At 36.8% G+C, this 25,441-nt stretch carries 16 protein-coding genes and 4 pseudogenes; 16 read left to right on the forward strand and 4 right to left on the reverse strand.

The features are described from left to right. The first annotated feature begins 471 nt into the window (after positions 1-471). The 3 genes and pseudogenes from DMO16_RS22275 to DMO16_RS22285 all read left to right on the forward strand — a co-directional run. Positions 472-2,625 (forward strand): ATP-dependent nuclease, encoded by a 2,154-nt coding sequence (locus DMO16_RS22275; RefSeq protein ID WP_129480089.1) that lies wholly within the window; start codon positions 472-474, stop codon positions 2,623-2,625. Then, the gene (locus DMO16_RS22280) at positions 2,610-4,301 is read left to right on the forward strand and encodes an ATP-dependent helicase (RefSeq protein WP_129480090.1); all 1,692 of its coding nucleotides are present in this window, start codon (positions 2,610-2,612) and stop codon (positions 4,299-4,301) included. Before DMO16_RS22275 ends, DMO16_RS22280 begins: the two co-directional genes overlap by 16 nt. Before the next feature lie 243 nt (positions 4,302-4,544). Beyond that, positions 4,545-4,697, forward strand: a pseudogene (locus DMO16_RS22285) ((S)-ureidoglycine aminohydrolase); the annotation flags it as partial. Positions 4,698-4,938: 241 nt separating this feature from the next. On the opposite strand, the gene DMO16_RS22290 reads toward DMO16_RS22285, so the two are convergent. Continuing rightward, complete coding sequence (locus DMO16_RS22290; protein ID WP_129480091.1) at positions 4,939-6,468, reverse strand: amidase; 1,530 nt, start codon at positions 6,466-6,468, stop codon at positions 4,939-4,941. A gap of 400 nt (positions 6,469-6,868) precedes the next feature. Between DMO16_RS22290 and DMO16_RS22295 the strand changes: the two genes are divergently transcribed. From DMO16_RS22295 to DMO16_RS22335, 9 genes and pseudogenes are all read left to right on the forward strand, one after another. Beyond that, the gene (locus DMO16_RS22295) at positions 6,869-8,425 is read left to right on the forward strand and encodes an ABC transporter substrate-binding protein (RefSeq protein ID WP_206738155.1); all 1,557 of its coding nucleotides are present in this window, start codon (positions 6,869-6,871) and stop codon (positions 8,423-8,425) included. 56 nt (positions 8,426-8,481) lie between these two features. Further along, on the forward strand, positions 8,482-9,429 hold the full coding sequence (locus DMO16_RS22300) for an ABC transporter permease (protein WP_129480093.1): 948 nt from the start codon (positions 8,482-8,484) through the stop codon (positions 9,427-9,429). Between the two features lie 20 nt (positions 9,430-9,449). Continuing rightward, positions 9,450-10,367, forward strand: coding sequence for an ABC transporter permease (locus tag DMO16_RS22305; protein ID WP_129480094.1), 918 nt, complete (start codon positions 9,450-9,452; stop codon positions 10,365-10,367). A 29-nt stretch (positions 10,368-10,396) separates the two neighbouring features. Then, the gene (locus tag DMO16_RS22310; RefSeq protein ID WP_129480095.1) at positions 10,397-11,386 is read left to right on the forward strand and encodes an ABC transporter ATP-binding protein; all 990 of its coding nucleotides are present in this window, start codon (positions 10,397-10,399) and stop codon (positions 11,384-11,386) included. 2 nt (positions 11,387-11,388) lie between these two features. Further along, complete coding sequence (locus DMO16_RS22315) at positions 11,389-12,396, forward strand: oligopeptide/dipeptide ABC transporter ATP-binding protein (protein ID WP_129480096.1); 1,008 nt, start codon at positions 11,389-11,391, stop codon at positions 12,394-12,396. Positions 12,397-12,544: 148 nt separating this feature from the next. Beyond that, complete coding sequence (locus DMO16_RS22320) at positions 12,545-14,041, forward strand: amidase (protein WP_129480097.1); 1,497 nt, start codon at positions 12,545-12,547, stop codon at positions 14,039-14,041. A gap of 15 nt (positions 14,042-14,056) precedes the next feature. Further along, a pseudogene (locus tag DMO16_RS22325) lies at positions 14,057-14,617 on the forward strand (type I restriction endonuclease subunit R, EcoR124 family); the annotation flags it as partial. Between the two features lie 777 nt (positions 14,618-15,394). Next, entirely contained in the window at positions 15,395-15,529 is a 135-nt protein-coding gene (locus tag DMO16_RS22330) for a JAB domain-containing protein (RefSeq protein ID WP_347232853.1), read from the forward strand. 216 nt (positions 15,530-15,745) lie between these two features. Further along, positions 15,746-17,257, forward strand: coding sequence for a phospholipase C (locus DMO16_RS22335; RefSeq protein WP_129480099.1), 1,512 nt, complete (start codon positions 15,746-15,748; stop codon positions 17,255-17,257). Positions 17,258-18,604: 1,347 nt separating this feature from the next. Here the strand turns inward: DMO16_RS22335 and DMO16_RS24700 are convergent. Further along, complete coding sequence (locus DMO16_RS24700) at positions 18,605-18,802, reverse strand: hypothetical protein (protein WP_129480100.1); 198 nt, start codon at positions 18,800-18,802, stop codon at positions 18,605-18,607. A 538-nt stretch (positions 18,803-19,340) separates the two neighbouring features. Between DMO16_RS24700 and DMO16_RS22350 the strand changes: the two genes are divergently transcribed. After that, positions 19,341-19,712, forward strand: coding sequence for a cyclic-phosphate processing receiver domain-containing protein (locus tag DMO16_RS22350; protein ID WP_061972208.1), 372 nt, complete (start codon positions 19,341-19,343; stop codon positions 19,710-19,712). A gap of 1,000 nt (positions 19,713-20,712) precedes the next feature. Here the strand turns inward: DMO16_RS22350 and DMO16_RS25490 are convergent. Beyond that, on the reverse strand, positions 20,713-20,961 hold the full coding sequence (locus tag DMO16_RS25490) for a hypothetical protein (protein ID WP_129480471.1): 249 nt from the start codon (positions 20,959-20,961) through the stop codon (positions 20,713-20,715). Positions 20,962-21,726: 765 nt separating this feature from the next. Here DMO16_RS25490 and DMO16_RS24450 point away from each other — a divergent pair. Continuing rightward, a complete protein-coding gene (locus DMO16_RS24450) occupies positions 21,727-22,242 on the forward strand; it encodes a hypothetical protein (protein ID WP_206738157.1) in 516 nt (171 codons plus the stop codon). A gap of 569 nt (positions 22,243-22,811) precedes the next feature. On the opposite strand, the pseudogene DMO16_RS22365 reads toward DMO16_RS24450, so the two are convergent. Beyond that, a pseudogene (locus DMO16_RS22365) lies at positions 22,812-23,440 on the reverse strand (transposase); the annotation flags it as partial. A 409-nt stretch (positions 23,441-23,849) separates the two neighbouring features. Between DMO16_RS22365 and DMO16_RS22370 the strand changes: the two are divergent. Beyond that, complete coding sequence (locus DMO16_RS22370) at positions 23,850-24,488, forward strand: hypothetical protein (RefSeq protein WP_129480101.1); 639 nt, start codon at positions 23,850-23,852, stop codon at positions 24,486-24,488. A gap of 316 nt (positions 24,489-24,804) precedes the next feature. Further along, positions 24,805-24,933 (forward strand): annotated as a pseudogene (locus tag DMO16_RS25495) (DDE-type integrase/transposase/recombinase); the annotation flags it as partial. Positions 24,934-25,441: the final 508 nt, after the last annotated feature.

Raw genomic sequence — 25,441 nt, forward strand, 5'->3', positions numbered from 1 at the left:
AAATTGTTTTCTCGCTTCAGGTGTGACAAACGCATTATACCTATTGAAGTGAATCTTGGATGGTTTGAAAAGAATCAAATCAAAGAAGGGGATTATATAAAGTTGATTGAATTCATCACTTCACCTCTAGTTCTTAGGCGAGGTGAATTTTTAATGGATATTTATGTTAATATTACTGAAAAGATTGTAAAGAAATGTACTTAAATTACCATGAAGTCTTTAAAAATGAAAAATGACAATACTTAAGAAGACCCTACACAATCGTTTTAAAAAAAGAGGAGAGCGTTAATTAATTAGACTATGGATTAGGGTTGACTGGGTTAAGGTCAGTATCAGTATTAACACTTCCTAACCATTACTTAAATGCCATATCAACACTTTCTTATATTGTTATTTCTATTTTAAAATATGGAAAACTAAGGTAAAATTTATTTACTGTTGAATTTCCATATTAAATTAAGGAGTCTCTTAATGTATATATCACAATTAGAAATTTCCAATTTCAGAGGATTTCCAGACGTACCCACTTCCATTCAATTCAAGGAAGGAATAAATGTTATTATAGGCCAAAACAATGCAGGTAAAACTACAATTATTAAGGCATTAGAAATACTATTTGATAATAAAGCTTCAAAAAAACTAAACATTAATGACTTTAATCACCATATAAAAATGGATAAGCTAAAATCCGCCCCTCCTAAGATTCGTATTTCAGCAAAATTGTTAGAATCGGTTGGCGATGAACCTTATTCGGATGAATTGGTAACAGTTGCAAACTGGTTGACAAAGTTAGGTAGTCCTTTTGAAGCCAATATTACATTTGAGTTCTTTTTGCCTGAAAATGATATAGATGCATATATAAAGCTGATGGGTAGTATAGAAAGCTTAGATATTAATAATTATTGGAAAGCTATAGAACAACATTTTTTAAAAAAATATGTTAGCAGAACATACGTGGGGAATCCAGAATTAAAAAATCAAGTAAGTTCTTCCGAACTCTCGCGATTTGATTTTCAATTCTTAACAGCAATCAGAGATGTAGAAAGGGATTTATTTAAAGGTAATAATGCGCTTTTAAAAGAAGTAATTGATTTTTATATGGATTATGACATTAAAAGTGATAAAAGTTTAGATATAAATCAAAAGTTAGAAAAGATTCAAGCAAAAAAAAATAGTTTTTTACTAGAATCACGTAAATTAGTAAGAACATTAAAAGACAGAATGGATCAAGGAGAGGAACAAATATTAAAGTATGTAAAAAATACTGGAGCAGGTATCGAGAATTCAAAGCCAATTTTTGATGGAGAGATTCTCGATACAGAATTGTATTCCGCATTAAGATTGATTGTAGAGCAAAAAACAGGAGTAAAATTGCCGGCAACTAGCAATGGTTTAGGGTATAACAATCTAATTTATATATCTTTACTGCTTTCAAAAATGCAAAAGGATTCATCGGGAGAGTATTTAGGTTCTAACTCTAAAGTTTTTTCAATTCTTGCAATTGAAGAACCTGAGGCTCATTTACATCCAAGTATGCAATACAAGTTCTTACAATTTTTAAAAAGTAATAAGGAATCAGAGGTTAAGCAAATATTTATTACATCACATTCTCCCAATATTACTGCTGCGGTAGATCTCGAAGATATAATCGTTCTCCAAAGATTACAGGTTGATACTGATAATTCAGTGCCTAAAGAAATATTAAGATCTGCTTACCCGTCAAAAGTTTTTGAAATTAATACAGAAAGCGACGGTTTTGTTGAGGATAAAAAGTCCCACGATTATATAAAACGTTTTTTAGATGTTACAAAAGCTGATTTATTTTTCGCTAAAAATATCATATTGGTTGAGGGCATTGCAGAACAACTAATTGTGCCTGAATTCGCTAAAAAATTGGGATACCATTTAGAAGATAGTCATACAACAGTTATTAACATTGGTGGAAGATACTTTGATCATTTTCTAAAGTTGTTTGACCTAAATAAATCTCCATATGCAATTAGCAAAAAAATAGCTTGTATCACTGATTTAGATCCGGTAAGAAAACAATTAGTGCAAGAGCCAAATGAAGATACAGAATATGCCGATGCACAAGATGATAGAGATGCTGAATCAAACGGTTGGGAAAAATGTCCTCCCGCTCTTCTAGGATTAGATAAAGATTCTTACGAATATAGGGATACTTCAAATAAACTTGTAATTAGTAGTAAGAGCTTTTCATCAAATATAAAAGTCTTTACACAGCCTATGGGTATAAGCTCAACTTTTGAGTATGAATTAATAAGAAAAAACCCCTCAAATAGTCAGCTTATAACAAATTCCGTTTCTAACAAACAGGAATTATCTTATTTAATTGAAATGGTTAAATGCGATGAAAATATAGAGGGAATTATAGATCGATTTAGAAAGTCAAAATTTAAAACCGAATTACAGAAATCCTTAGATTCCGGATTTTTAAAGAATGATACTGATACCAAGTTAGGTCTGTTGTCGAGTAGATATCTTTTGTCAGTAAAAAAGGGAGAAGCAGCACAGGAAATTGCATATTTAATAGGTGAAGACATAGAGGATTTAATAAGTCCTCCAGATTATATAAGGGAGGCAATAACGTGGGTATCGCTATAACAACTGACGTGACCGAGCTTGAATCTAGCTTAAGCACTATACTTATTGATGAGCATTTTAAACTTTACGCAGGTCCTGGCGCTGGCAAAACAACTTTTTTAACAAACCATATTAAAAACATTTTAAGAGGTTCTAAAAGACTAAAAAAAACCCGACATGTAGCTTGTATCACGTATACAAATACAGCTGTAAATACATTGATGAATCGCTTAGATGGCTGTACAGATTCTACAGAGGTATCTACCATTCATAGTTTCTGTTATAAGAATATCGTTAAGCCTTATATTTGGCTTTTAAATGATAAATCGATTGCTGTAGATAAAATAGATGGACACGAAGAAATTAAACTTAGAAGGAGTCAGATAAGAGATTTCAAGTCAAAAAGTCAGCAACACTTTAATGATGACATTGCCCTAGTTACCGCATTAGGAAAACTTAAATGGGTATTAGAAGATGAAGTACCTATTTTAAAATTTTTAAATTTTAAAGATGGCAAAATCGGAAAATATCCTATCAAGAAAGACTCTTATCTACTGTTTAAACAATTACATTGGTCTGAAGGTAAATTGAGTCACGATGACATCCTTTATTTTGCCTATCGAATCATTAAAGAAAAACCCGAGGTATTAGATATTTTAAGAGCCAAATTCCCTTATATTCTTATTGATGAATTTCAAGATACTAATCCTATTCAAACGGAGATAATAAAAATGATAGGAGAGAAGGAAACTATTGTGGGAGTTATAGGAGATATATGTCAATCTATATACTCCTTCCAAGGTGCAAACGTAAACTTATTTAGAGAATTTTCTTTGAATTGTATGAAAACTTATATTTTATCTGGTAATCGAAGATCCACAAAACAAATTATAAATGTATTGAATCATATACGAAAGGGAGTAGATTTTATACAATACTCACCTACCGATTTAGAAGGACCAGTACCTTTAGTATTAATTGGAGGAGAGGCGTACTCCCAATCTTATTTAAAAAAATACTATAATGGAGCAATGTCTCTATCTTATAGAAATCACAAGAAGGCTGATATTAATATTTTTTTAGAAGATTCCGATGCAAATAGAAGTTGGAGAATATATTATTTAATTCAGTCTTTGGAACTAGCAAAAAAACCAGATATAAAAAACGCTTTGAAATATATGAGACAAGCATATAGGAAGACCGATTTTTTTAGTGAAAAAGATGCTTTACAAAATTTAAGAAGACTTGTAGAAGTTTATGATGACTTTCAAAATAAAAATATTACTTATTTTCATAATCAATATTTAGTCGGTCATTATAAAGTTTCTGGAAAAATCACTCGAGGGAAAGTTAAAGAATTATACGATGAAATAACGTATAATCAGCTAGCCCTCCAAATAGATAATTTAGAAAATGAGTTATCTAAGAATTTTAAAACTATTCATCAATCTAAAGGGGAGGAATATGAGACAGTTTGTGTAGACATTCCCTCTAAGGGAGACGGTAAGGAACTAGAGTTTTTAGTAAATCCTAATATGGATACAGAGTCACATAGGGTTTATTATGTTGCTTTAAGTAGAGCTCAAAACAGCTTAATAATTAAATTAGAATCCATTAGTACTGAACATAGTATAGTACTCGAAGGCCTAGGCTTCAAAATAGTTAATCTAATAAATGAGCCCTTTAAAACTGTATAGTTTAGCTCCTGAATATCGTAAAACATTATTAAAAATACTGAGCTTTATATTATAAAACAGACTAGCTACCTATGTATTCCTCGTAGTTGGTCTGTTTTGTTTTCGTCTTTGAAAGATGTCATTACTTCCATAATTCTTTTGTCGTAATCACTTTATAGTCCGAATCTCGAACCGTATATCTCAAAGAACACAAACAAGTAAATGAAATAACAATTGTTTTTTATTCGTATTTTTGTTCTTTAAGGAATGTACAATCTTGACAATGAGTGGATTCCAGTGAAAAAAGTTGACTATATTTTCATGGGACCTTACGTGCAGCAAGCTGCTTATGCGGTAGGGAGAGAACCTCTAGCCTATGTCTACTCTAAAGATTGCAATCGTGATCCAGATCTATAATGCAAAAAGGAATCAGAGCGTGAAAGCTCTGGTTCTTTTTTTGATGGTGCAATCTAAAAAAATTGTTGGAAGGTCCTGCTTGTGGGGGTTATCGTTTACCAAGGGGGGGAACTATTATTGGTCTAATACATTTATAGGCATGACATCTGCAATGTGGAGAGCTTTTTCTGAAAACATACAAACTCCTATCTAAGCATAAATACTCCCCATCTCTTGGATAGGGAGTATTCAAAGGTTATAGTTATTTGATTAGAGTTGGTGCAACTCTGTGTTTAGTGGCTTGTTCATATGCATAAGCCATCCCTATGAGTTCAGCTTCACTCCACATTTTACCAAAGAAGGCTAGCGCGAATGGGGAGCCGTTCTTGTAATAGCCGGCAGGGACCGTAATGAGTGGCAGCCCGCTGATATTGATTTCAGAGACAGTTGTTGTTTTTACATTTTCAACCTGAAGCGCCGGAATCGCTTCAGGCATCTGAGGATAAAAGAATCCGTCTAACTCATGTTTTTCCATCACTGTATTAATGATGCTAAGCAGCTCCGCTTTCACCTCGGTAAATTCCTGCAAATCTGGTAATGCACTTGGATCAGCCGATGCTGTTTCAGTATTGACGAAATCAGAAACTAAACTTAAGGGACCTCCTTCTGCCCAAGGAACTTCGCCTGCTTTTTCAAATACGCTTTTAATGGAAAGCTCCGGATTTAGATTTTTTAAGTATTTTTCAAGGTCATGGAAGAAGGTTTCCATACCGATAAATCCATTCTTTGACTCCATGTAAGCAGCAAAGCCTGTCCCGGCAAAAGGATCGGTTATCACTTCTGCTCCTTGTTTTTCTAATTCATTTATGGCAAGAGAATACAGTTTTTGTGTTTCTTTTGAAAGTTCTTCTGTGCGCCAGCCTGGGCCGTACAATCCGACTCGTTTCCCCTTAAGAGATGTCGCATCAAGGATAGCTGGGTATCCAGCTTCTGGAACATTCCCTTTAGCAGCTTCTGTTTTCATGTCCTCTTCAGAATATCCAGCCATCACATCCAGCATAATCGCCGCATCTTGAACGGTTCGAGCGTGTGGTCCTACAACATCCCTGGTACTGCCTGCAAGGGGGGTCACTCCAGTGGATGGAATCAATCCAAATGATGGCTTAATTCCAACCAATGACTGGGCTGCAGCAGGAACCTGGATCGAACCGGCAGTTTCTTCAGCTACACCAAGCACGGCAAAGTTACCCGATACGGCCATAGCAGTTCCGCTGCTGCTTCCGCCAGGTGAAAGCTCACGGTTTACTGCATTATAAGTGGGGCCGTCCCAACTATTGTTTGCATTGTAGGCACAGCTGAAGGCAGGAATATTTGTTTTTCCAAGGATGATGGCACCCGCTTCTTTTAGTCTTGTTGTAACGGTTGCATCCTTTACAGGCATTAATTCAATCCCTCCGCTATCTCTGCTAAGAGGAACCCAGCCAAATGTAGACGGGTAACCCGCAACATCGACTGCTTCCTTAATGACAATCGGTATTCCTGCAAGCGGTCCGAGTTTATTCCCTGCTTCACGCAAACGATCTATTTCTTTTGCCTCTTCTAAAGCATGAGGGTTCATAAAGGTAAAAGCATTATAAGTATCCTCGAATTCCTCAATTCGGTCTAGAAATGACTGAACAACCTCTTGTACCGTAAATGCGCCCTCCTGGTACCCTGATAGTAGTTCATTCACAGATACTTCTTCAAAACGAAAATCTTCTTTAGTAGGTTTTAGTAAGGTACTATTTTTCATGTGTTTTACCCCTCTCCATTGAATTAATTGATTCGAGAACAAAACCATAGCCATCACTCAAAACTAGTATTTTTTCTCACTTCTCTATCTTATATTCGAATACTAATTTTAAACAACAAACTGGTTAGATAATCTAACATGAAAAACTGGTGAGATTGATGTAATAATGAAAAATAAGAGTGGAATATTTTAAAGTTCGGAAAATTTCAATAAAACAATAGGTATTTTATAAAATAATTATAAATGTAAGCGTTTTTCCGAATTTATATGTTAGAAAAACTAACAATTGTCTGGATTATGGAGTTGTTTGATGATAATTGTTATGTAATGATTCACATTTTGAAAAATCATGAAACATGATCAGGGGAGGAGGATTCTTTTGAAAATCAAGTATTATAAAATGTTATTAATTTTTTTACTCTCGATATCTCTTGCCGGCTGCGGTTTAGCAGGAGCTGCAAAGGATAGAAAAACGCTTATTATCGGGATTGAGTCAGAAACAGATGTTTTGGATCCTCATCGAGCAGGGGGATGGGTGACATTTAGGGTCAATTATCAAATTCATGAATCATTGGTTACAGAAGATTTATCAACATCAAATGAAAAGACCCCGCCTTTGAAACCTGGATTGGCTGAAAAATGGTCTGTTTCAGAAGATGGATTGACCTATACTTTTCATTTGCGAAAAGGTGTAGAATTCCATGATGGCACACCTTTTAATTCAAAGGCAGTTGAATTTAATATTAGGAGAGCCTGGGATAAAGATTTCGAGTATTACGATACTCGTTCAGCAGGACAGCTTGCTTCTACATACCAAAATTTGAAAGAAGTAAAGGTTATTGATGATTACGAAATCGAACTGGTTATGGACCAGCCATTTGCCCCATTTTTACGAATGCTGGCCCAGGGAGGAATGGGATCTGGCGGCATTCTTAGTCCTGCAGCATTAAAAATGTGGGGAAATGATGGTTATGCCGAACATCCTTCAGGTACCGGGCCATTTAAGTTTATCGAACGTGTGCGCGGAGAAAAAATTGTATTGGATGCCAATGAAAATTACTGGGGCAAGAAACCTCACATAGACAGAGTCATTTTCAGGCCGATACCAGATCCTGCAACCAGAGTCCTGGCGCTTGAAAGCGGTGAAGTAGATATTATTTCCGTACCCCCGCCAGACAGTGTGAAGGTATTAAAGGAAAAAGGATTTAAAGTAGTGGATGGAAATGTTCCGCATGTATGGTACCTTGCCTTGAATATGCGCAATAAAGAAATGCAAAACAGGAAAGTCAGAGAAGCGATCAGTTTGGCGATTGATCGCGAAGGAATGGCTGAAGAATTGTTGCAAAAAACGGTAACACCGGCCAAAAGTGTTCTATCACCGGCAAATGAGGCTTATGAAGAGAATTTTAACGGATATGAATACAATCCTGAAAAAGCAAAGAAATTATTGAAAGAAGCAGGATATCCCGATGGCTTTGATACGGTTTTCAGGACTTCTGTAGATGGTTCGGGTCAATTGATCCCCGTGCAGATGGCTGAGTGGATTCAAAGAGATTTAGAAAAAATTGGAATTAATGTAAAGATAGAGACCTACGAGTGGATTTCTTATCTGGGTGTTTTTTATCAAGAAGCTCCGGAACAGATTGGTTTTTCACAAATGTCATGGGGAATGTCCACCCCTTATATCTTATCTATAATGGCACAATCAGACAGCGGTTCAAATCCGGGAAAGTATCATAATAATGAGGTGGATCAACTAATAGAGAATGCAGTGACTGAAACGGACAATGGGACATCAAATGAATATTGGCGATTGGCGAACAAAAAAGTTACGCAAGACAGGGGAATTGTTGGTGTTGTGAATGATAAAGCCCCATATGCGATTTCTGAGGATGTAGAAGGGTTTATTGTACCGAATGAGGAGTGGTTCAGCTTAATTGATGTTAATTTGAAATAATTACCGGGAGTTTCTGAAATAGTGTTTTTGAGAACTTTGGAAAAGGCGGTGCTAAAATGCTTTCTTACGCGATTAAGCGGATATTGGCGATCATACCTATTCTAATAGGAGTATCATTTTTGGTATTTTCAATTGTCTATCTCATTCCAGGAGATCCTGCGGTAAAAATACTGGGTCAGGCAGCTACAGATGAAGCAGTAGCTGAACTGAGAAAGGATTTAGGCTTGGATAAGCCTTTCATCATTCAATATGGAATATGGTTAGGAAATATGCTGACAGGGGACCTTGGAACATCGATAACGATGAGGGTTTCGGTAGATTCGGTTTTAATACCGAAGTTAATAAATACCTTAATCCTGACTGGTGGAAGTTTGGTTATATGTTTAATTGGCGGAGTCTTGATAGGATTGCTGGCAGGGCTAAAACCGTATTCCTGGTTTGATAGGATTTCCATGTTTTTCGCACAATTCGGTGCGAATGTCCCAGTCTTTTGGCTAGCCATTGTTTTAATGTGGATATTTTCCATTCAATTAGATTGGCTCCCGGCTTTCGGAATGTATGACATGCGAACGGAAGGCAGTATATGGAGTGTCCTGCAGCATTTAATTTTGCCTTCCATTGCTGCGTCAAGTGTATCGTTAGCTGTTATGGCCCGTTTAACAAGAAGCAGTTTAATAGATGCATTCAATTCTGATTATGTCAAAACGTTTAGAGCGTATGGGATATCAGAACAGAAAATAGTTTTTAAGCATGCTTTTCGCAACATTTTATCTCCGATTATTAATATGACAGGATTGCAGGTGGGTTCCTTGCTGGGAGGTGCGCTGTTTGTAGAAGTAGTATTTTCTTGGCCAGGATTGGGCAGCCAGTTATATTCATCGATAACAGGCCAAGACCTGCCAATGGTTCAGGCTGGGGTATTATTCATTGCTGTAAGTTTTGTTCTGGTAAATTTAATCAATGATTTATTGGTTGCCTCTCTTAATCCTCGACTTAGACATTAATAAAAAAGGAGATCTGATTAATGGAAAAATTTGAACAAGTTTTGGAAACGAAGCAAGTTATTGGTGGCCCGTTTCTCTATGACAGGAAGGAAGATAAACTAATAAAGCTGTGGAATGTATTTAAAAAAGACAAACTCGCTGTTATAGGTTTATTCATTATTCTAATGGCTGCGGCTGTTTCACTGCTTGCGCCATTTATAGCTCCATATGATCCTAACGTCTCACATGGATCAAAACGATTATTGGGCATAGGAACAGCTGGACATATCCTTGGTGTGGATGAACAAGGGAGAGATATCCTAAGCCGTTTGATATGGGGAGGGAGAACTTCGTTGCTGACAGCCGTTTTGCCAATTACCCTTATGTTCAGTCTTAGTTTAATGCTTGGTTTGCTTGCCGGTTATTGGGGCGGCAAAACAGGTGAAGTAATTATGAGATTTCTAGATGTGCTGTTTGCTTTTCCGACAGTATTGCTTGCCATTGTTGTATCAGCCATTATGGGGGCTGGCGTATTAACCATTATGGTTTCATGCTGTCTTACTATGCTGCCGTATATGACAAGGGTGGTCTATACATCCACCGTAACCGAGAAAACAAAAGAATATATAGAAGCCGCGAGAATACTGGGGGCTAATAAACTTCAAATTGCTTTTAAGGAAATATTGCCAAATGTTTTTTCCGATCTCATCGTTTATTCCACAACCCTGATCGGGGTGGCTATGGTTTTAGGTGCAGGTCTTAGTTTCCTTGGGTTAGGCGTTCAGCCGCCTACCGCTGATTGGGGGAAAATGACTTCAGACGGTATGAAAGTATTGACACTGGGGGCTCCCCATGTTGCCACGATTCCTGGACTGATTATTCTAATTGTGGCTACTGCTTTCAATTGGGTGGGAGATGGGTTAAGAGATCTCTTTGATCCGCACAAAAGAACGCAATAATGCTTTCGTATAAGGGAGGAGTTAGGCCAATGGCTTTATTAGAAGTTTCAAACTTAAAAACGTATTTCCATACATCAAGGGGTAAGGTTAAAGCGGTAAACGGCGTTTCTTTTTCCATCGACAAAGGTGAAATTATGGCCTTGGTTGGGGAATCAGGTTCTGGAAAAAGTATTACTGGCCTTTCCATCTTAGGCCTTGTTCCTCAGCCAAACGGAAAGATAGAAGATGGGAAAATCCTGTTTAATGGTGAGAACCTTGTTGGTAAAAGCTCGAAAAAATATAGACAAATACAAGGGGAAGAAATTGCGATGATCTTTCAGAATCCACTGACCGCAATGGATCCTTCCTACACGATTGGTAATCAGATGCTCGAAATAATCCGTTCACGAGGAAAAATTGGAAAAAAGGAAGCCGGGGACCAAGCAATCAAATTATTACATTTAGTGGGCATCCACGAGCCTGAACGAGTACTCTCCTCTTACCCGCATGCTTTAAGCGGGGGAATGAGACAGAGGGTGATGATCGCTATGGCATTAAGCTGCAAGCCTAAGTTATTAATAGCCGATGAACCGACCACGGCTTTGGACGCAACGATTCAAAAACAAATACTGGATTTATTGAAAAAAATCAATAAAGAAACGGGGACAGCGATTCTGATCATTACCCATGACTTTGGAGTGGTGGCTAATTTATGTGATTCGGTGGCCGTTATGTATGCTGGCAGGATCGTGGAATACGGTGAAACAAATGATATTCTTTCGAAGCCTGTACATCCATATACAAAAGGCTTGATGGGAGCTATGCCTGAATATCAGGAGCTCGGAAGTAAAGGGATGAACCGCTTGATTCAAATCGACGGAACGCCGCCGGATCTCATCCAGCTTCCGGAGGGATGCAGTTTCTTTGAACGATGCAATTTTGCTACGAATTTATGTAAAACAGCGTTTCCGGACGCCACCTATGCAAATGATACAGGATCTCAATTTGTTTATTGTTATCATTCGAAGGAGGTAGTCTGATTATGAATAACTTATTGGAAATCAAGCATCTGCAAAAACAATTCCCCCAAAAAAACAATAAACTTTTTCGAAAAAAAGAATTCTTTACGGCTCTTGATGATGTCAATTTAGAAATTAAAAAAGGAGAAATCCTTGGGCTGATCGGGGAATCAGGTTCAGGTAAGTCCACTTTAGGCAGAATGATTATGGGTTTAACAAGTTCAAGCAGCGGATCAATAAAATATAATGGTGAAGAAATCAGCCAATTCACTGAAAAAGAAAAAATCCCCTTGTACTTGAAGATGCAAATGATTTTCCAGGACAGCACCTCTTCTTTAAATCCAAGAAAAACCATTGGTGAACAAATTACAGCACCCATGTTAAGACTTGGTGTCGTTACAAGTAAACAAGAAGCGGAAAAGGAGTCAATTGAATTATTGAAAAAAGTTGGATTGAAATCAGAACATTTCTATAGATATCCTCATGAATTTTCCGGCGGCCAGCGTCAAAGAATCGGTATTGCACGAGCCTTAGCCTTAAAGCCCGAATTTCTCGTTTTGGATGAACCGACCTCAGCTCTTGATGTTTCTATCCAAGCCCAGATTCTTAATCTATTATTAGATATTCAAGAAGAATTTAATCTCACCTATTTATTTATTGGCCACAATCTAAGTGTAATAAAATTTTTCTGTCACAGAGTTGCCGTTCTTTACAAAGGGAAAATTGTGGAGGTAGCCAAAAGTGATGAACTATATTCGAAACCTTTCCATCCCATTTCCAATATGTTGCTAAAATCCGTTTTGAATCTTGAAAAACAGGAAGAATCATCTGATTTTGAAGAAACCTATCCTTCAGAGTCACCTGATGAGCATACTGGCTGTTCATTTTCTGGAAAGTGCAGCTATGCTTCTGCAAAATGCTATGAATCCCATCCTCAAACAAATATACAGAATTATAGTGGAAGTGAACGGTCTTATGCTTGTTATCATCCATTGAATCAGGAAACCAAGTTAGAAGTGGTTTTGCAATAGGTTCTACTAAATATTCAAAAGGCTTTGTTAAATAGGGCTATTGGAATTTAACTCATGCAAGCTTTATCAGTATGAAGCAATCACATGACTTCCAAATACGTCTTTTTTATTTTAGTAAAGCCATTCAAAAAAAAGGGGAGATACAAGGATGATGCAAAAAAATGGTGTCGTTCCTGTTAAAAGTGTTGAAGCAGTGAAACAGCTGGATATAGTAGAATTAAATATCCAAGAACTGCAAGATGCTATGGAGCAGGGGGTGATTACCTCTGAAGAATTGGTAGAAAAGTACTTAGAGAGAATAAAAAGGTTTGACAAGATCGGCCCTTCCATAAACGCATTGGTTTATGTAAATGAAGAGGCTATTCTAACAGCACGAGCAATGGATATTGAACGAAAGGAAAAAGGATCAAGAGGCTTGCTGCATGGCATTCCAATCATCCTAAAGGATAACTATGATACATTTGATATGCCGACGACTGCTTCTTCACTTGTTCTAAAAGACTCTTATCCATTGGTAGATTCTTATATGGTCGAACAATTAAGAGATGAAGGAGCTGTCATCATCGGGAAATCAAATTTGCATGAATTTGCATTTGGAATATCAACTGAAAGCTCATTGGGCGGCCAAACTCTAAATCCTTATAAATTAGACAGAATTCCGGGGGGATCAAGTGGTGGAACCGCAGCTGCAATAGCTGCCAATTTTGCAACAGTCGGTTTAGGGACAGATACCGGGTGTTCAGTTCGTAACCCGGCAGCCCATAACAATCTTTTTGGTCTGCGTCCTACTTATGGGTTAACCAGCAGAGCCGGTATAGTTCCTATTTCTTTCACTCAAGATACCGGGGGACCTATCGGAAGAACTGTAACAGACATTGCCATTGTTATGGATGCCATAGCAGGAAAACTCGACCCAAGGGACCCCTCTACACAAATAGGTAAAGGCAAACAACCTGAAAGTTACCTTAACCATTTAACATTAGATAAAATGAATGAAGTGAAAATCGGTATTTTAGTAGATAGATTTGGAGAAAATGAAGTTTTCCAACCTACAAATCAAGTCATTTATCAAGCAATCAGAGATATGAAGAAAAATGGAGCAAACATGATTGAAATATCATTACCTGAACTAATGAATTTCGATGCTGTTAGTATACCTTACTTCGAATTTAAAAAAGCAATTGAAGATTACTTGGACACCTTAAGTGAAAATCGAAGCGTATCTTCTCTAAAAGAAATTATTGACTCTAATCTTTGCGATGCCAGTATTAAAGATGAATTGTCAAAAGTCTTGACCTTGTCTATGGATGACCCTAAATATAAGAAAGTCCTCAAGGAAAGGGATGAATATAGGGAACTACTTATCAATAAAATGGATGAATTACATATTAATGCCATATTATATCCAACCTTTAAATCTCCAGCTTCCTATTTAGGAGAGCAAAAATGGGAAGATAACAATGGTGATTTGAGTGCTTATTCCGGACTTCCTGCGATTAGTATACCGGCTGGTTTTACTCAACAGGGAATACCTGTTGGATTAGAACTGTTAGCAAGACCGTTTGAAGAGACTACATTAATTGAAATTGCTTATTCATTTGAACAACATACAAATCACCGAATGTTGCCTGCATACACACCTTAAATTTTTGGAGTACAACATGGGTCGCTCGTGGAGGAAGGAGACGGTGACGGGACGGTACCAGATTTCTCAGGTATTGAATTTTATAGTGAAAATGCGATTAAACTCTACAACATTGATTCCACCTATATCGATCAATTATTAGGGACGTACTCTGCAAATAATCAGAATATCGGGTCTGAAATTGAAAAAGCACTGCAAAAGTTAAAAAAATCAAAAGTTGTAAGAGAGGTCTACCGGTACATTTTAAACGCTATCGATAACAAAGAAATAGATGCAGATGAAGATGTTTTTGTCGTGAAACGTCGTTACTTTACGCAGTCTTACAATCAAGCTATTGAAGATTTTGCGAATGCTTGGTTTGTGGAAGAGCGAGAGCTACATGCCTCTGCAGTTCGATATCAGATACGAACCGATCCAATTCCGAATATTGGGGGAATTATCGACAGCAAGGATTTTGAAAAGTACAAAGCCGTTCATCCAGCTGCAGTGCCGTTCAAATACGGATCAGAAATGAAGCGTCAATGGAGAAAGACATTAGATGAAATTATTGTCCGTTTAGATGACGAGTTGAGATAAAATCATTTCATAATAAACAAAATATCTATATAGTTAAAGTCCAACTGCAGCAGGGTGTAGTTGGACTTTACTTTATCTAAAAAACGATAAGTCAGTATCTAACCTTCAGTCGGGTTTCATCCGACTGTATCCGGCTAAGCATTGATACAGAACGCTTCTTTTTCTGACTTTGCTCTTTAGCGGCTTCAGCCCTTACGGTCTGTTTTACAGCCGTCAAAAGCGGTTTAGCGCAATAAGGTTTAGTTTTATAAAGGGTGAAAAATTGACCACCAAACTGACCACTTTTTTGCTACCTGAGCTTCAACTTCAATGTATTTAAATATGTTCTTACTTTGCCATAGTGCTAATTTCATGCGGCTTTTAGTCATTATCAAGCATAGAAAGACACGCAGTATATGTTCCGTACACAAGTTATCATTGGGAACCGCATCCATTTCGTTTTCGTGCCAACTTTGTGCCAACTGAATTTGAAAAGCATTGAAAAGGTTTAAAAATTGAAATAGGGAAAACCTTGATTTAACAAGGTTTATGCATCTATTGAATATGTTGTGAAAGCCTTCATTAATCAAGTTCGAGATGGAAGGTTCAATCGGATAAATTATAAAAAGCCTTGGTATATAACGAATATACCGAGGCTTTTTTATGTATTTATTGAAATTTTTTATTTGTTTTTTCAGCCATTATGGTGGAAGTTTTCTTGCAGAAAGAGGGAAGTAAGTGACTTGTGAATCGATTCCGACAAGTGAATGCTGAACCAATATAGTTGATTATTGCTGTTTGACTTTTAAATTTGTAGAAGTTATTAACCGCTTGGCACAAGCAGGTAAGACATTGGGTATTGAAGTTCTGGATCATTTAATTGTAAATGCTCAAGCAAATTATACAAGTCATAAGGAAAAGGGCTATGTGTAAAAACAGGAGGAAGGGATGAAAATCTCTTCCTTTTATTTTTTTCAAAATGCTGTTTTTATTAACTTGCCAACCTCTGGAATCAACACACATTTGTCAATCCTAAAAAAAATAAGTTTAAACTAAAACTTAAAAGCTTTGTAACTAAAAGTTAATAATTAAACATTAGTCTTGATATGGAACAGAATCATCAATCGGCACGATATAAAGGAGACAGCTATGAAAAAGTTATTCAGTGTAATGGGAATAGCCGCTTTATGCTCTACGATGGCATGTTCTACAACGCATGCAGGGAACAACACGCAAGTTAATCCAGACCTAGATACTAAAACACCGATTAAACACGTGGTTGTTTTATTTGGTGAAAATGTTTCATTTGACCATTATTTCGGCACGTATCCACATGCTAAAAATCCAGACGGTGAACCTAAATTTACTGCTAAGCCAAACACACCATCGGTGAATGGCTTGTCAAAAGAACTTCTTACCAATAACCCAAACCAATTTAATCCAAAGCGATTAAGCCGTGCACAAGCAGTAACAGATGATATGGACCATGAGTATACTGCTGAACAAAAAGCATTCAACGGTGGGAAAATGGACAAGTTTGTGGAGAATACATCAGGTGGAACCGATAAATCCCTCGTAATGGATTATTATGATGGCAATACAGTTACCGGCCTGTGGAATTACGCGCAAAACTACGCAATGAGCGATAATTCATTTAATACAACGTTTGGGCCTTCCACTCCAGGAGCACTTAACTTGATCTCTGGCCAAACCCACGGTGGAACAGGATTTGTAAATGGTGTGAAAGTAGGAGATATTGAAGAAAATATCGCAAATGGATCAGTGATTGGTGACCCGGACCCTCATTATGACAATGCTTCTAATACAAAACGGGCACAAGCCGCTATGGATGGAAAAAATGTTGGGGATCTTTTGAACAAAAAATCCGTCACATGGGGCTGGTTTCAGGGTGGTTTCAGAGATACCACTGCTAAACACGCCAACATAGCGGGCCAATACAGTACAGATTACAATCCGCACCATGAGCCATTCCAATACTATAAATCAACAGCCAATCCGGACCACTTGCCGCCAAGTTCTTTTGAAAAAATTGGGCATAACGATCAAGCGAACCATCAATATGATCTTGAAGACTTTTGGAAAGCAGCCGATAAAGGTAACATGCCTGCTGTAAGTTTCCTCAAAGCGGCCAACTATCAAGATGGCCATGCAGGTTATTCTGATCCGCTCGATGAACAGCATTTCATCGTTAATACCATTAACCATCTTCAAAAGCTGCCAGACTGGAAACAAACTGCCGTTGTATTAGCCTACGATGATTCAGATGGTTGGTATGATCACGTGATGCATAACCCTCTGGTTAACGGTTCAGATGATCTGAAAACAGACGCACTTTATGGTTCTGGAGATGCTGGAAAGCCTCGATTGGGCTCCTATAAAGATCGAGCCGGATTTGGTCCTCGCTTGCCATTGCTTGTAATTTCGCCATATGCGAAGAAGAATTTTGTGGATCATTCATTAACGGATCAAACATCCATTCTTCGATTTATTGAGGATAACTGGAGTCTTGGAAAAATAGGAGATTATTCGTTTGATTCGGTTGCAGGCAGCATGGAAAACATGTTTGACTTAAATCATGCCCCTTCGGATAAAAAACTGTTCCTTGATCCAGAAACCGGACAGCCAATCAAGAAGAAGTAAATAAATGAAGGAAAGATGAGTTGGCCTTTTGGCCAACTCTTTTAATTAAGAAAGTGTGGATAAAATATTGTGGAATCCTTATTCTTGTTAACTAAAGCGATTGTTTCCCCGCAGTTAATGATTGAATGTCGGTTCAACGTTCTTCTTCTGGATCTTAACCCCCATATAGACGTTGAAGCTAACGCCAAATCAAGTAGAAATGTACTTAATAAACTCCATGTGCAATTTAGCGTTTAAAAAGTGTGCAATTTTTCTCTTAAAGTCACACCAGGTCTCTTTCTTGTATTTATTTGTTCTCAAACTAATTTCAAAAAGAATAGTTGCTATGTTTAGTTTTGTTCTCACCTAATTGATTTTGATATTTTAAACTGACTGCATGAACGGCGGCTTTTTTCTTGTTGAACTAAAGGGTGCGTTAGTTGAGGAAGGAATGGCTGCTTTGGCAGCCGGTTTTTTTGTTTCATTATAGGGCAGGTTACGTTTAATTAAAATATAGTGAATAAATGATTAAATATATAACTTACCTAATCAAGGAATTTACAACTACTTGCACGATAAGGAATAAAATTAAAGAGCCTAAAATATGCAAGTTTTTATGCACTACTTGCGTATTTTGCTCTTTTTACATTCATAAAAGATACTGCCATTTATAGCATTTTTTGATTGCCAAATACAGCTAACTGATTTGCTCTAAAGCGAATCAGTTTTTTTTTAATTGACCCTATGTAAACTAGACCACATCTACGCCCACTATTGAATATTAATATTCAAAAGTATTGCTTCGGGCTCCTTTATTAAATACATGTCTATAGTTATGTTTATTAGTTAGAAAAGAAACAAGGTAACGACTCCGTGTTTGTCCCTGTCTCTTCGGCGTCTAACCGCATTTAATAAGCATATAACGATTAAATTCAGCATAAGGGAGGTAAGTAAAGAAATGGCACCCCGACCGAAGGATATTGTGGTTATTGTGTTTGAAAGTATTCCCAGATCGAGACGTTTTCGTATTGCTGATTTTTCTATCATTGGCAGTGCAGGCCCGTGTAGAGAATTTCTAAGAAAAGGGGAAGATATAGTGCATGTGGAAAGTTGCCTTTTAAGAAATGGCTTTCGTGTTGTATTTGAAAGCTCGAATGTATTGTTGTTCGTTCGTAGGTAAACTGCTCCATGTAGTCTTTTTTTAATCTGAAACCAAAAGTAAAAGGGATTCGTAAATATCCGTACTAATGAAAGTAGGTAAATCGAATCCTTCTTTTAATATATCAGTTTTCAGGCGGGGGTTCTCTATGTTTAAACCCGAACATTAAACCGAATTTTTCCTTTTATTCCTGCACCAGCCAAAACTCGTCATAAACTTGCTGACCAATAAAACAAAACAAATTGGTTCTCGGTCGCCATCTGTACGTTGTAGCCTGGTTTCAACTGGCCGTTCTTCATGTGGTCTTCTTTCATGCGCATAAACGTTGCCCGGTGTCCGTTTTGGAGTAACTTTTCCGATTTCCGAATTAATTCGTTCTGTTCCTTATATTTCGCTAAACGAGGCAAGAAATCTTTGCGAATGAGCTTAAGTGGCTTCTTAAACCTACTGCGTACTTGTCGCATCTCTTTGCGTTATGTCTTAAAGTAAATGACGGAATAATGGGGAATGAAATTTATATTTGGAATCACGAAGATGGAGTGCTTGAAGAGTATACCCCTAATTTGAAAGAATTTATAATCTCAATATCAAAAGAGAACGAGGTAGATTTTGAGGACGAATAAATATTTCTTCAACAATCGGGTGCGTTTATGAAAGATCCACAAATTAAAATTCGAAGGTTTTGGTTTCCTATTCTTCTATATTAGACGATTCAGACGTCGTTTTTGGTCGCAATTCTTCATATGAAAAACATAGTTGTTCTTTTACTGGGCTTTTTCAGTTCGATACCGATTTTTTTTATAAAAAATATGTAGAATAGTAGCTGTTAAAATCGAATATGTTATTTTGAGAAAGGATCTATGTTAAAATCAATACATAAAATCTATTTACTTTGGGATTTTTGACTTTTCTTAGTCACCCCCTTTGTAAGGAAGGGAGTAAGAAATGAATAAAATCAGTGTTTTCTTAGATGACTATAGGATAGAACCTGAAGGTTATGTTTTAGCGGAGACGATCGACGAGTGTTTAGAGTTGCTGCGAAACTTTAACATCGAACATCTTTCTTTGGATCACGATTTATTAAATAAAAACAGGAATGGTCTAATGCTAGTTCAAATGATGGTGGATGAAAAACTATTTGCTAATCGCATAACCATTCATTCAGCAAATTCGGTTGGGGGCAAAGCGATGTTCAGATGTCTAAAACAGGCACAAACGGATTCAATTCTTTCCCATTCTACCATTATATCTTTAAGACCACTGCCCCTGCATTTTTACCCGCCAGGGGTTCTGCAACATTATATAGACGTAATGTAAGTTAATACATTTTTTTGAAAATATAGGGTCAGGATAAAAGAACACTTAAATTACGAATAAAAGAGATAAAAGCCCAGGACTTTGAATCTGAGCTGCCCTTACGATATGAGTGTGGAGATAAGGGTAATTTAAGTCTATCCGATCTTCAATTTTTATAAACAAAAGACTCGCCAATAACGAGTCTTTTTTATATTTAAGCTGAAAAAAAAGTGTCATATCCCTTATTTATGAAAATGCACCTCAAAACTGAACTTATTGTTGGAGCTGATCGCCAAGGGACCATCAACGACGTGCCGATTCAGTCCCGATTGAGTTTGAAAAATCCTAAAAAGCTTTGATAAGGTAATACTAGAAACCTTGATATTTCAACGTTTTTGCAAGTCTATGACACGCTATGAAAACTTCAATTAATCAAGTTCGAGATGGAGATTGCAATCGGTTAATATTAAGAAACCCTTGTTATTTAAAAAGATATCAAATATTTTAAAAACCAAAAAATTATAAAAGCTGATTTTACAGCAATTTGAGCATACTTTAAAAAGAAAAAAATTGGTGAGATATGTTCCGTACACAAGTTCCTCTTTGGGACCCTATCTGTAGAATTAATAAAAATTTTGACAACAAAGAAACAGGGTTATATCAACGTGCCGATTGAGTTTGAAAAACCTTAATTAGCTTTGAAAAGGAAATTCTAAAAACGTTGATTCATCAACGTTCTTAGAAACATATGATACACTATGAAAAACTCAATTAATAAAGTTCGAGATGGAAGGTTCAATCGGATAAAGTCCAAAAGACCTTGGTATATAACGAATATACCAAGGTCTTTTTAGGTGAAAATTAAAGTCGTGCCAGTTTCGTGTCAACTCAAAACCTTTTGTTCAGTACACTCAAAATTAAATAATTGTCGCTTCCGAAAGAGGTATTGAATCAGAAAACACAATCAATAGATAAATTTTAAAACCCTTGTCATAATAAGGAATTATGGTAAGAGTTATTATTATGATTTTAGTTCATTTCGATTTTTTGAGGTGTTCGTCGGATCTTTGTCCAAAATCTCCATATCGTGAAGCGAGAATATGGAATATGCTTTTAGAACTGATAAATACTTTGATCCAGATGAGTAAACATCATTACCGTTTGGATCTTTAAGATCAGCATAATGATTCATCCATCTCTTAATCTCAGGTCTTTTAATTCTAATCAATCGTTTGTTACCCAAATAAGGGAGTATGTGTATTCTTACGATGACTTCTAATTGTCGAAGGTAGAATCTTTAACCGAGGATTTTTTATGATTATATAACCATTCTTGTACAACATCTTCAAACAAAATTTCCCTGTCATGTACAGTGTGACCGTAATAGATTTTTTCTTCTACAGCATTTGCCTCTATTTGGGCTTCTTTTTATGCTGCGAAAAGTCCCTATACTTAATTTTACATCCTTCGAAACACGTGCTTGCCACAAACCACTGTTTAATTTTCGGAAATTAGCCATTCCTTCCCCTCCTTTATTGCCGTTTAAAGGACAGCGCTCATTCATCAAATAAATGTTTACCTATTTTTAATTTTTAGGATCAATTATTAAGTATTTTTAATATACCTTCTTCAAAAAAGCTGAAGTTGAACCACATTTATAACAATACCTAGATTTAGAATCTAAGATTTCACCATATCCGCTATCATACGAATTCCACTTAATAGTATTTCTTAGGTCTTCATCTTTGCTAGCGTCAAATTCCGAACATTTATTTATTAAGAAACTGCCACATACCCCTTAAGTAGTTAGATCCTTTTGTTATCTCTTCGTTGTTACAATTAGGACATATAATTATTTCATCATTCGGATCATCCATCAAACGATGCATTGAAAACTAAAAAGGTGGTGAGAACAAACGGGATACAGTATTATTCAGCTTTTTCTTTTGTCGATAAAAGTTGTTGCCTAGAGATGCCGCCCCCATATCATGTAAGCTTGGAGGAGCACCCTCTAACATTGCTTACGTTCGCTGACATGAATCAAAAAAACTGGCAAACTGGACATAAAGAGGCCCATGTCCAGTTTGAATCAACGATTATTCCCTATATAAACGGACAAACCCCTTTTCAAAGAAAATTGAAAAGGGGTTTGTCTTCGGTCTGTGAGAACGCCTTAAAGGCCGCTCTAGAAATAATTAATTACCAGCGATATTTCTTCTTTCTCTTTTTGAAGGAGCTGGAGCTTGAGCTTGAGCTCGACTCAACGCGCTTTTTGAAGGAGCTGGAGCTGGAGCTTGAGCTCGACTCAACGCGCTTTTTGAAGGAGCTTGAGCTGGAGCTTGAGCTCGACTCAACGCGCTTTTTGAAAGAGCTGGAGCTTGAGCTCGACTCAACGCGCTTTTTGAAGGAGCTGGAGCTTGAGCTCGACTCAACGCGCTTTTTGAAGGAGCTGGAGCTTGAGCTCGACTCAACGTGCTTTTGGCTGGAGCTTGAGCTTGAGCTTGAGCTCGACTCACCGCCTCGCTGCACGATATTCGCTTCCACCTGCTGATTCTGATTGTTACAGGAGCAAAAGCTGGAGCTGGAGCTTGATTCATCATGCTTTTTGAATGAGCTCGAGCTCGAGCTGGAACTGGACTCATCAAAAGTCTCCTTTTTCTTGTTGCAATGACATGTTGGATAGCCAGGGTCTATGACCTCATTTATTGTTTCTTCTTTATATACATGGCGAGGGACATATTTGATATGCTCTCTGTTAATACGGATGATAGGGTGAACGAATGTTACTTCTCTTTCGGTATATTTGTTTTTAACAATATATTCTGGATCACAATAAATTTTTTTTCGAGATTTCTTTTTTCCTCCCATTTAAATTCACCTCCTACTCTATTAAATGCATATAGAGAGACGTTGGCATGGACAAGTTACTTATTTCTAAAAAATTGTGTTGCTGGGGTTAACGTCATCACTAATCCCTTTCCTTGGTTTGATCGTTCTACAACTAAACCAGCTAATAGTTAGTCAAAATTTTTTCAATTAAATAGATTTTTTATATTATGGCATGCTAAACATATGCATGCCAAATCACCTTTCCAACCTGCTTGTTTGGAAGGTTTTTCTTTATTTAGCCAAATGGATTAACTTAGCAATATCTTGGAAAGTCATTTTGCTTTTTAAAAGGGACAAATATCCATTGTAAAAGCTTATTTGCACAGGCTATAACAACTACTTTAAAAGGTTTTTCTTCCTCACGTTTCTTATCATAAAACTCTCTTAATTTTTTATTGCGAGGGAATAGTTCATCTGTGGTTTTCTTCTTTCTGCAGTCACGGATTGCACACCTTACAGCCATGTATAGAGCGTGCCTAAGACGGCTGGAACCTCTTTTTGTAATCCTGTTCACAGTAACCTTTGAATTTACCTGATTCAAAGATACTTGGGTCTATGCCAGCGAATGCGACAAGCTTTTTTGGATGGTCAAACCGTTCAATCTTTCCAATTTCGGAAATGATCGTGGCAGCGACCTTTTCTCCTATACCAGGGATGGATTGAATGATTGTATATTCTTCAATTATCTTTTTCCCAAAGCTCATTTATCTTGTCAGTGATTGTTTCTCCATCTACTTCCAAGATGATTTGAGATGTAGGGAATTCAAGTTATGTGAGTAGAGAAACAACCGAATATAGGTCGCCGAAAACGCCTCTATATAAAGGAACACTTGATCCAAAACTGATTGAAATTGCAGTTCTTTTTTGTATTTGTGCAATAAAACTTGAAAATACAAAGATTATATGTTGGGTTGATAAATGTAGTCCTGAATTGATGAAAAAGTACGGTGTCATCTTAAACCAACAAATGACTCATGGAGAGTCAATGAAGCGTAAAAAAAGTTAAAGATAAACAAGCAGCCTCATGAAAGCTTTGGCTGTTTTTTGATGTTTAAAGCCTCGTGCCAAACTCAATATTTTTCTATTACCTATATTAAATGGGGTAATAAAGGCTGGATACAGTGTATTTATTTTAAACATGTGCCCAAGGATTTAAAAATGTTCCGTATTTTCAAAAAAATGGTAGGTTTTATTGTCTTTTATCCAATCAAGTTTCATTTAATTTCATAGAATATATTAATGTTTAATAGAAAGGAGAGTTGAAATAATTTGAGTAGTGATAAATTCAAATGTACTAAAAGATGTAAAAATTGCGGACGTAGAAAATACAAATGCGAGAATAAAAAATGTTCGAATTGCGGACATAATAGATGCAAATGCAATGAAGGAATTAATCAAAATCAAAACGTTGAAGTGAATGTAAATGTTGCTGACTGCATAAGAGGACCAACCGGACCAACCGGACCAACCGGACCGACGGGGCCAACAGGTGCAACAGGACAAGGTGGTGTACTTGCTTACGGCTCCCTTTATGGAGTGAATAGCTTAATACCAATAACGACAGGACAGAGATTTGATTTTTCAACCCAAGGTCCATTCTCTGGAGTAACCCCTGATAAAGTTAACGATGAAATCATCGTAGGAAGTTCAGGAGTATATACTATTGAGGTGACTTTTAGTGTAAAATCCCTACCAAATGATTCTTCCATTTTTAGTCTATTTATTAATAATGTGGAAGATACAAGAGGTAGAATGATTCATCTGCAAAATGATACTCAAATTGATAATCTTGCGAAAATAATTCAAATAAATCTTAATGCCAGGGATGCGATAGCTGTCAAAGCGGTCTTTGTACAAGGCACTGTAGCTTACTTCAACCCCTCACTTGTAGTCACACGTATAGCATAGAACTGTTATGTAGTACCTCTTTGTATTCCAATGTTGTTACTTTTAGAGCATAATCGGCTAATAGGAGTCGCGCCGACAGGACGTATTGGCTCAAGAGGCTTCTGACATTATTATGACTTATAGAAGATCTAATTCTCCGATTCTTAATTCTGAATAGTATGGCATACCGATGCAAATTAATACGAAGAAGGGTTTTTGAATAAAACGGATATACTGTATTATTCTAGAAAAGGAATGGTGTATGACAAATCAAAATCTATTGAATGAAGCTTAATCAGCTCCAACAAAAGACTCTTGGAGTCAATGAAACGTAAATAAAAATAAAGGTCAATGGATGTACGAATATTTTTATGTGCAGGAGATGGATTAAGATTGATTTTTTTCTAATCTAAGTGAACCAAGAGATAAACATGCAGCCAAGCGCTTTTTCAAAAAAGCTTTGGCTGTTTTTTCATGTTTTTAAGCCTTGTGCCAAACGCAATATGTAGATTGTGTTGCCTATATTAAATGGGCCTCTGATCATTTGCCTGAGGATTAAAAAATGTGCTTTTTTTTGGCAGTTTTTATTGCTTTTATCCAATCCAATTCAATTCTATTTCATAAAATATAGTAATCTTTAATAGAAAAGGAGAGAGTTAAAATAATATGGGTAGTGATAAATTCGAATCTCATAAAAGATGTAAAGATTGCGGACATAGAAAATGCAAATGCGAGGAAAAAAGATGTTCAGATTGCGGACATAGAAAATCCAAATGCAAATGTAATAAACAAAATCAAAAAGTTAAAGTGAATGTAAATGTAGGTGACTGCAAAAAAGAAGTTAAAAAACGAAGAGGACCAACCGGGCCGACGGGACCAACCGGACCGACAGGACCAACCGGACCGACAGGACCGACGGGACGAACCGGACCAACCGGACCGACGGGACGAACCGGACCAACCGGACCAACCGG

This window comes from Fictibacillus sp. S7, assembly GCF_004127935.1.
In the GTDB taxonomy this organism is placed as follows: Bacteria; Bacillota; Bacilli; order Bacillales; family Fictibacillaceae; genus Fictibacillus_C; species Fictibacillus_C enclensis.

Bases quoted from the DNA above. Each gene is read 5' to 3' on its own strand.
- DMO16_RS22350 (WP_061972208.1), top strand. From the start codon at position 19,341: ATGAATAAAATCAGTGTTTTCTTAGATGACTATAGGATAGAACCTGAA.
- DMO16_RS22300 (WP_129480093.1), top strand. From the start codon at position 8,482: ATGCTTTCTTACGCGATTAAGCGGATATTGGCGATCATACCTATTCTA.
- DMO16_RS22295 (WP_206738155.1), top strand. From the start codon at position 6,869: ATGTTATTAATTTTTTTACTCTCGATATCTCTTGCCGGCTGCGGTTTA.
- DMO16_RS22275 (WP_129480089.1), top strand. From the start codon at position 472: ATGTATATATCACAATTAGAAATTTCCAATTTCAGAGGATTTCCAGAC.
- DMO16_RS22315 (WP_129480096.1), top strand. From the start codon at position 11,389: ATGAATAACTTATTGGAAATCAAGCATCTGCAAAAACAATTCCCCCAA.
- DMO16_RS22320 (WP_129480097.1), top strand. From the start codon at position 12,545: ATGATGCAAAAAAATGGTGTCGTTCCTGTTAAAAGTGTTGAAGCAGTG.
- DMO16_RS22305 (WP_129480094.1), top strand. From the start codon at position 9,450: ATGGAAAAATTTGAACAAGTTTTGGAAACGAAGCAAGTTATTGGTGGC.
- DMO16_RS22310 (WP_129480095.1), top strand. From the start codon at position 10,397: ATGGCTTTATTAGAAGTTTCAAACTTAAAAACGTATTTCCATACATCA.
- DMO16_RS24450 (WP_206738157.1), top strand. From the start codon at position 21,727: ATGAATCAAAAAAACTGGCAAACTGGACATAAAGAGGCCCATGTCCAG.
- DMO16_RS22290 (WP_129480091.1), bottom strand. From the start codon at position 6,468: ATGAAAAATAGTACCTTACTAAAACCTACTAAAGAAGATTTTCGTTTT.
- DMO16_RS22335 (WP_129480099.1), top strand. From the start codon at position 15,746: ATGAAAAAGTTATTCAGTGTAATGGGAATAGCCGCTTTATGCTCTACG.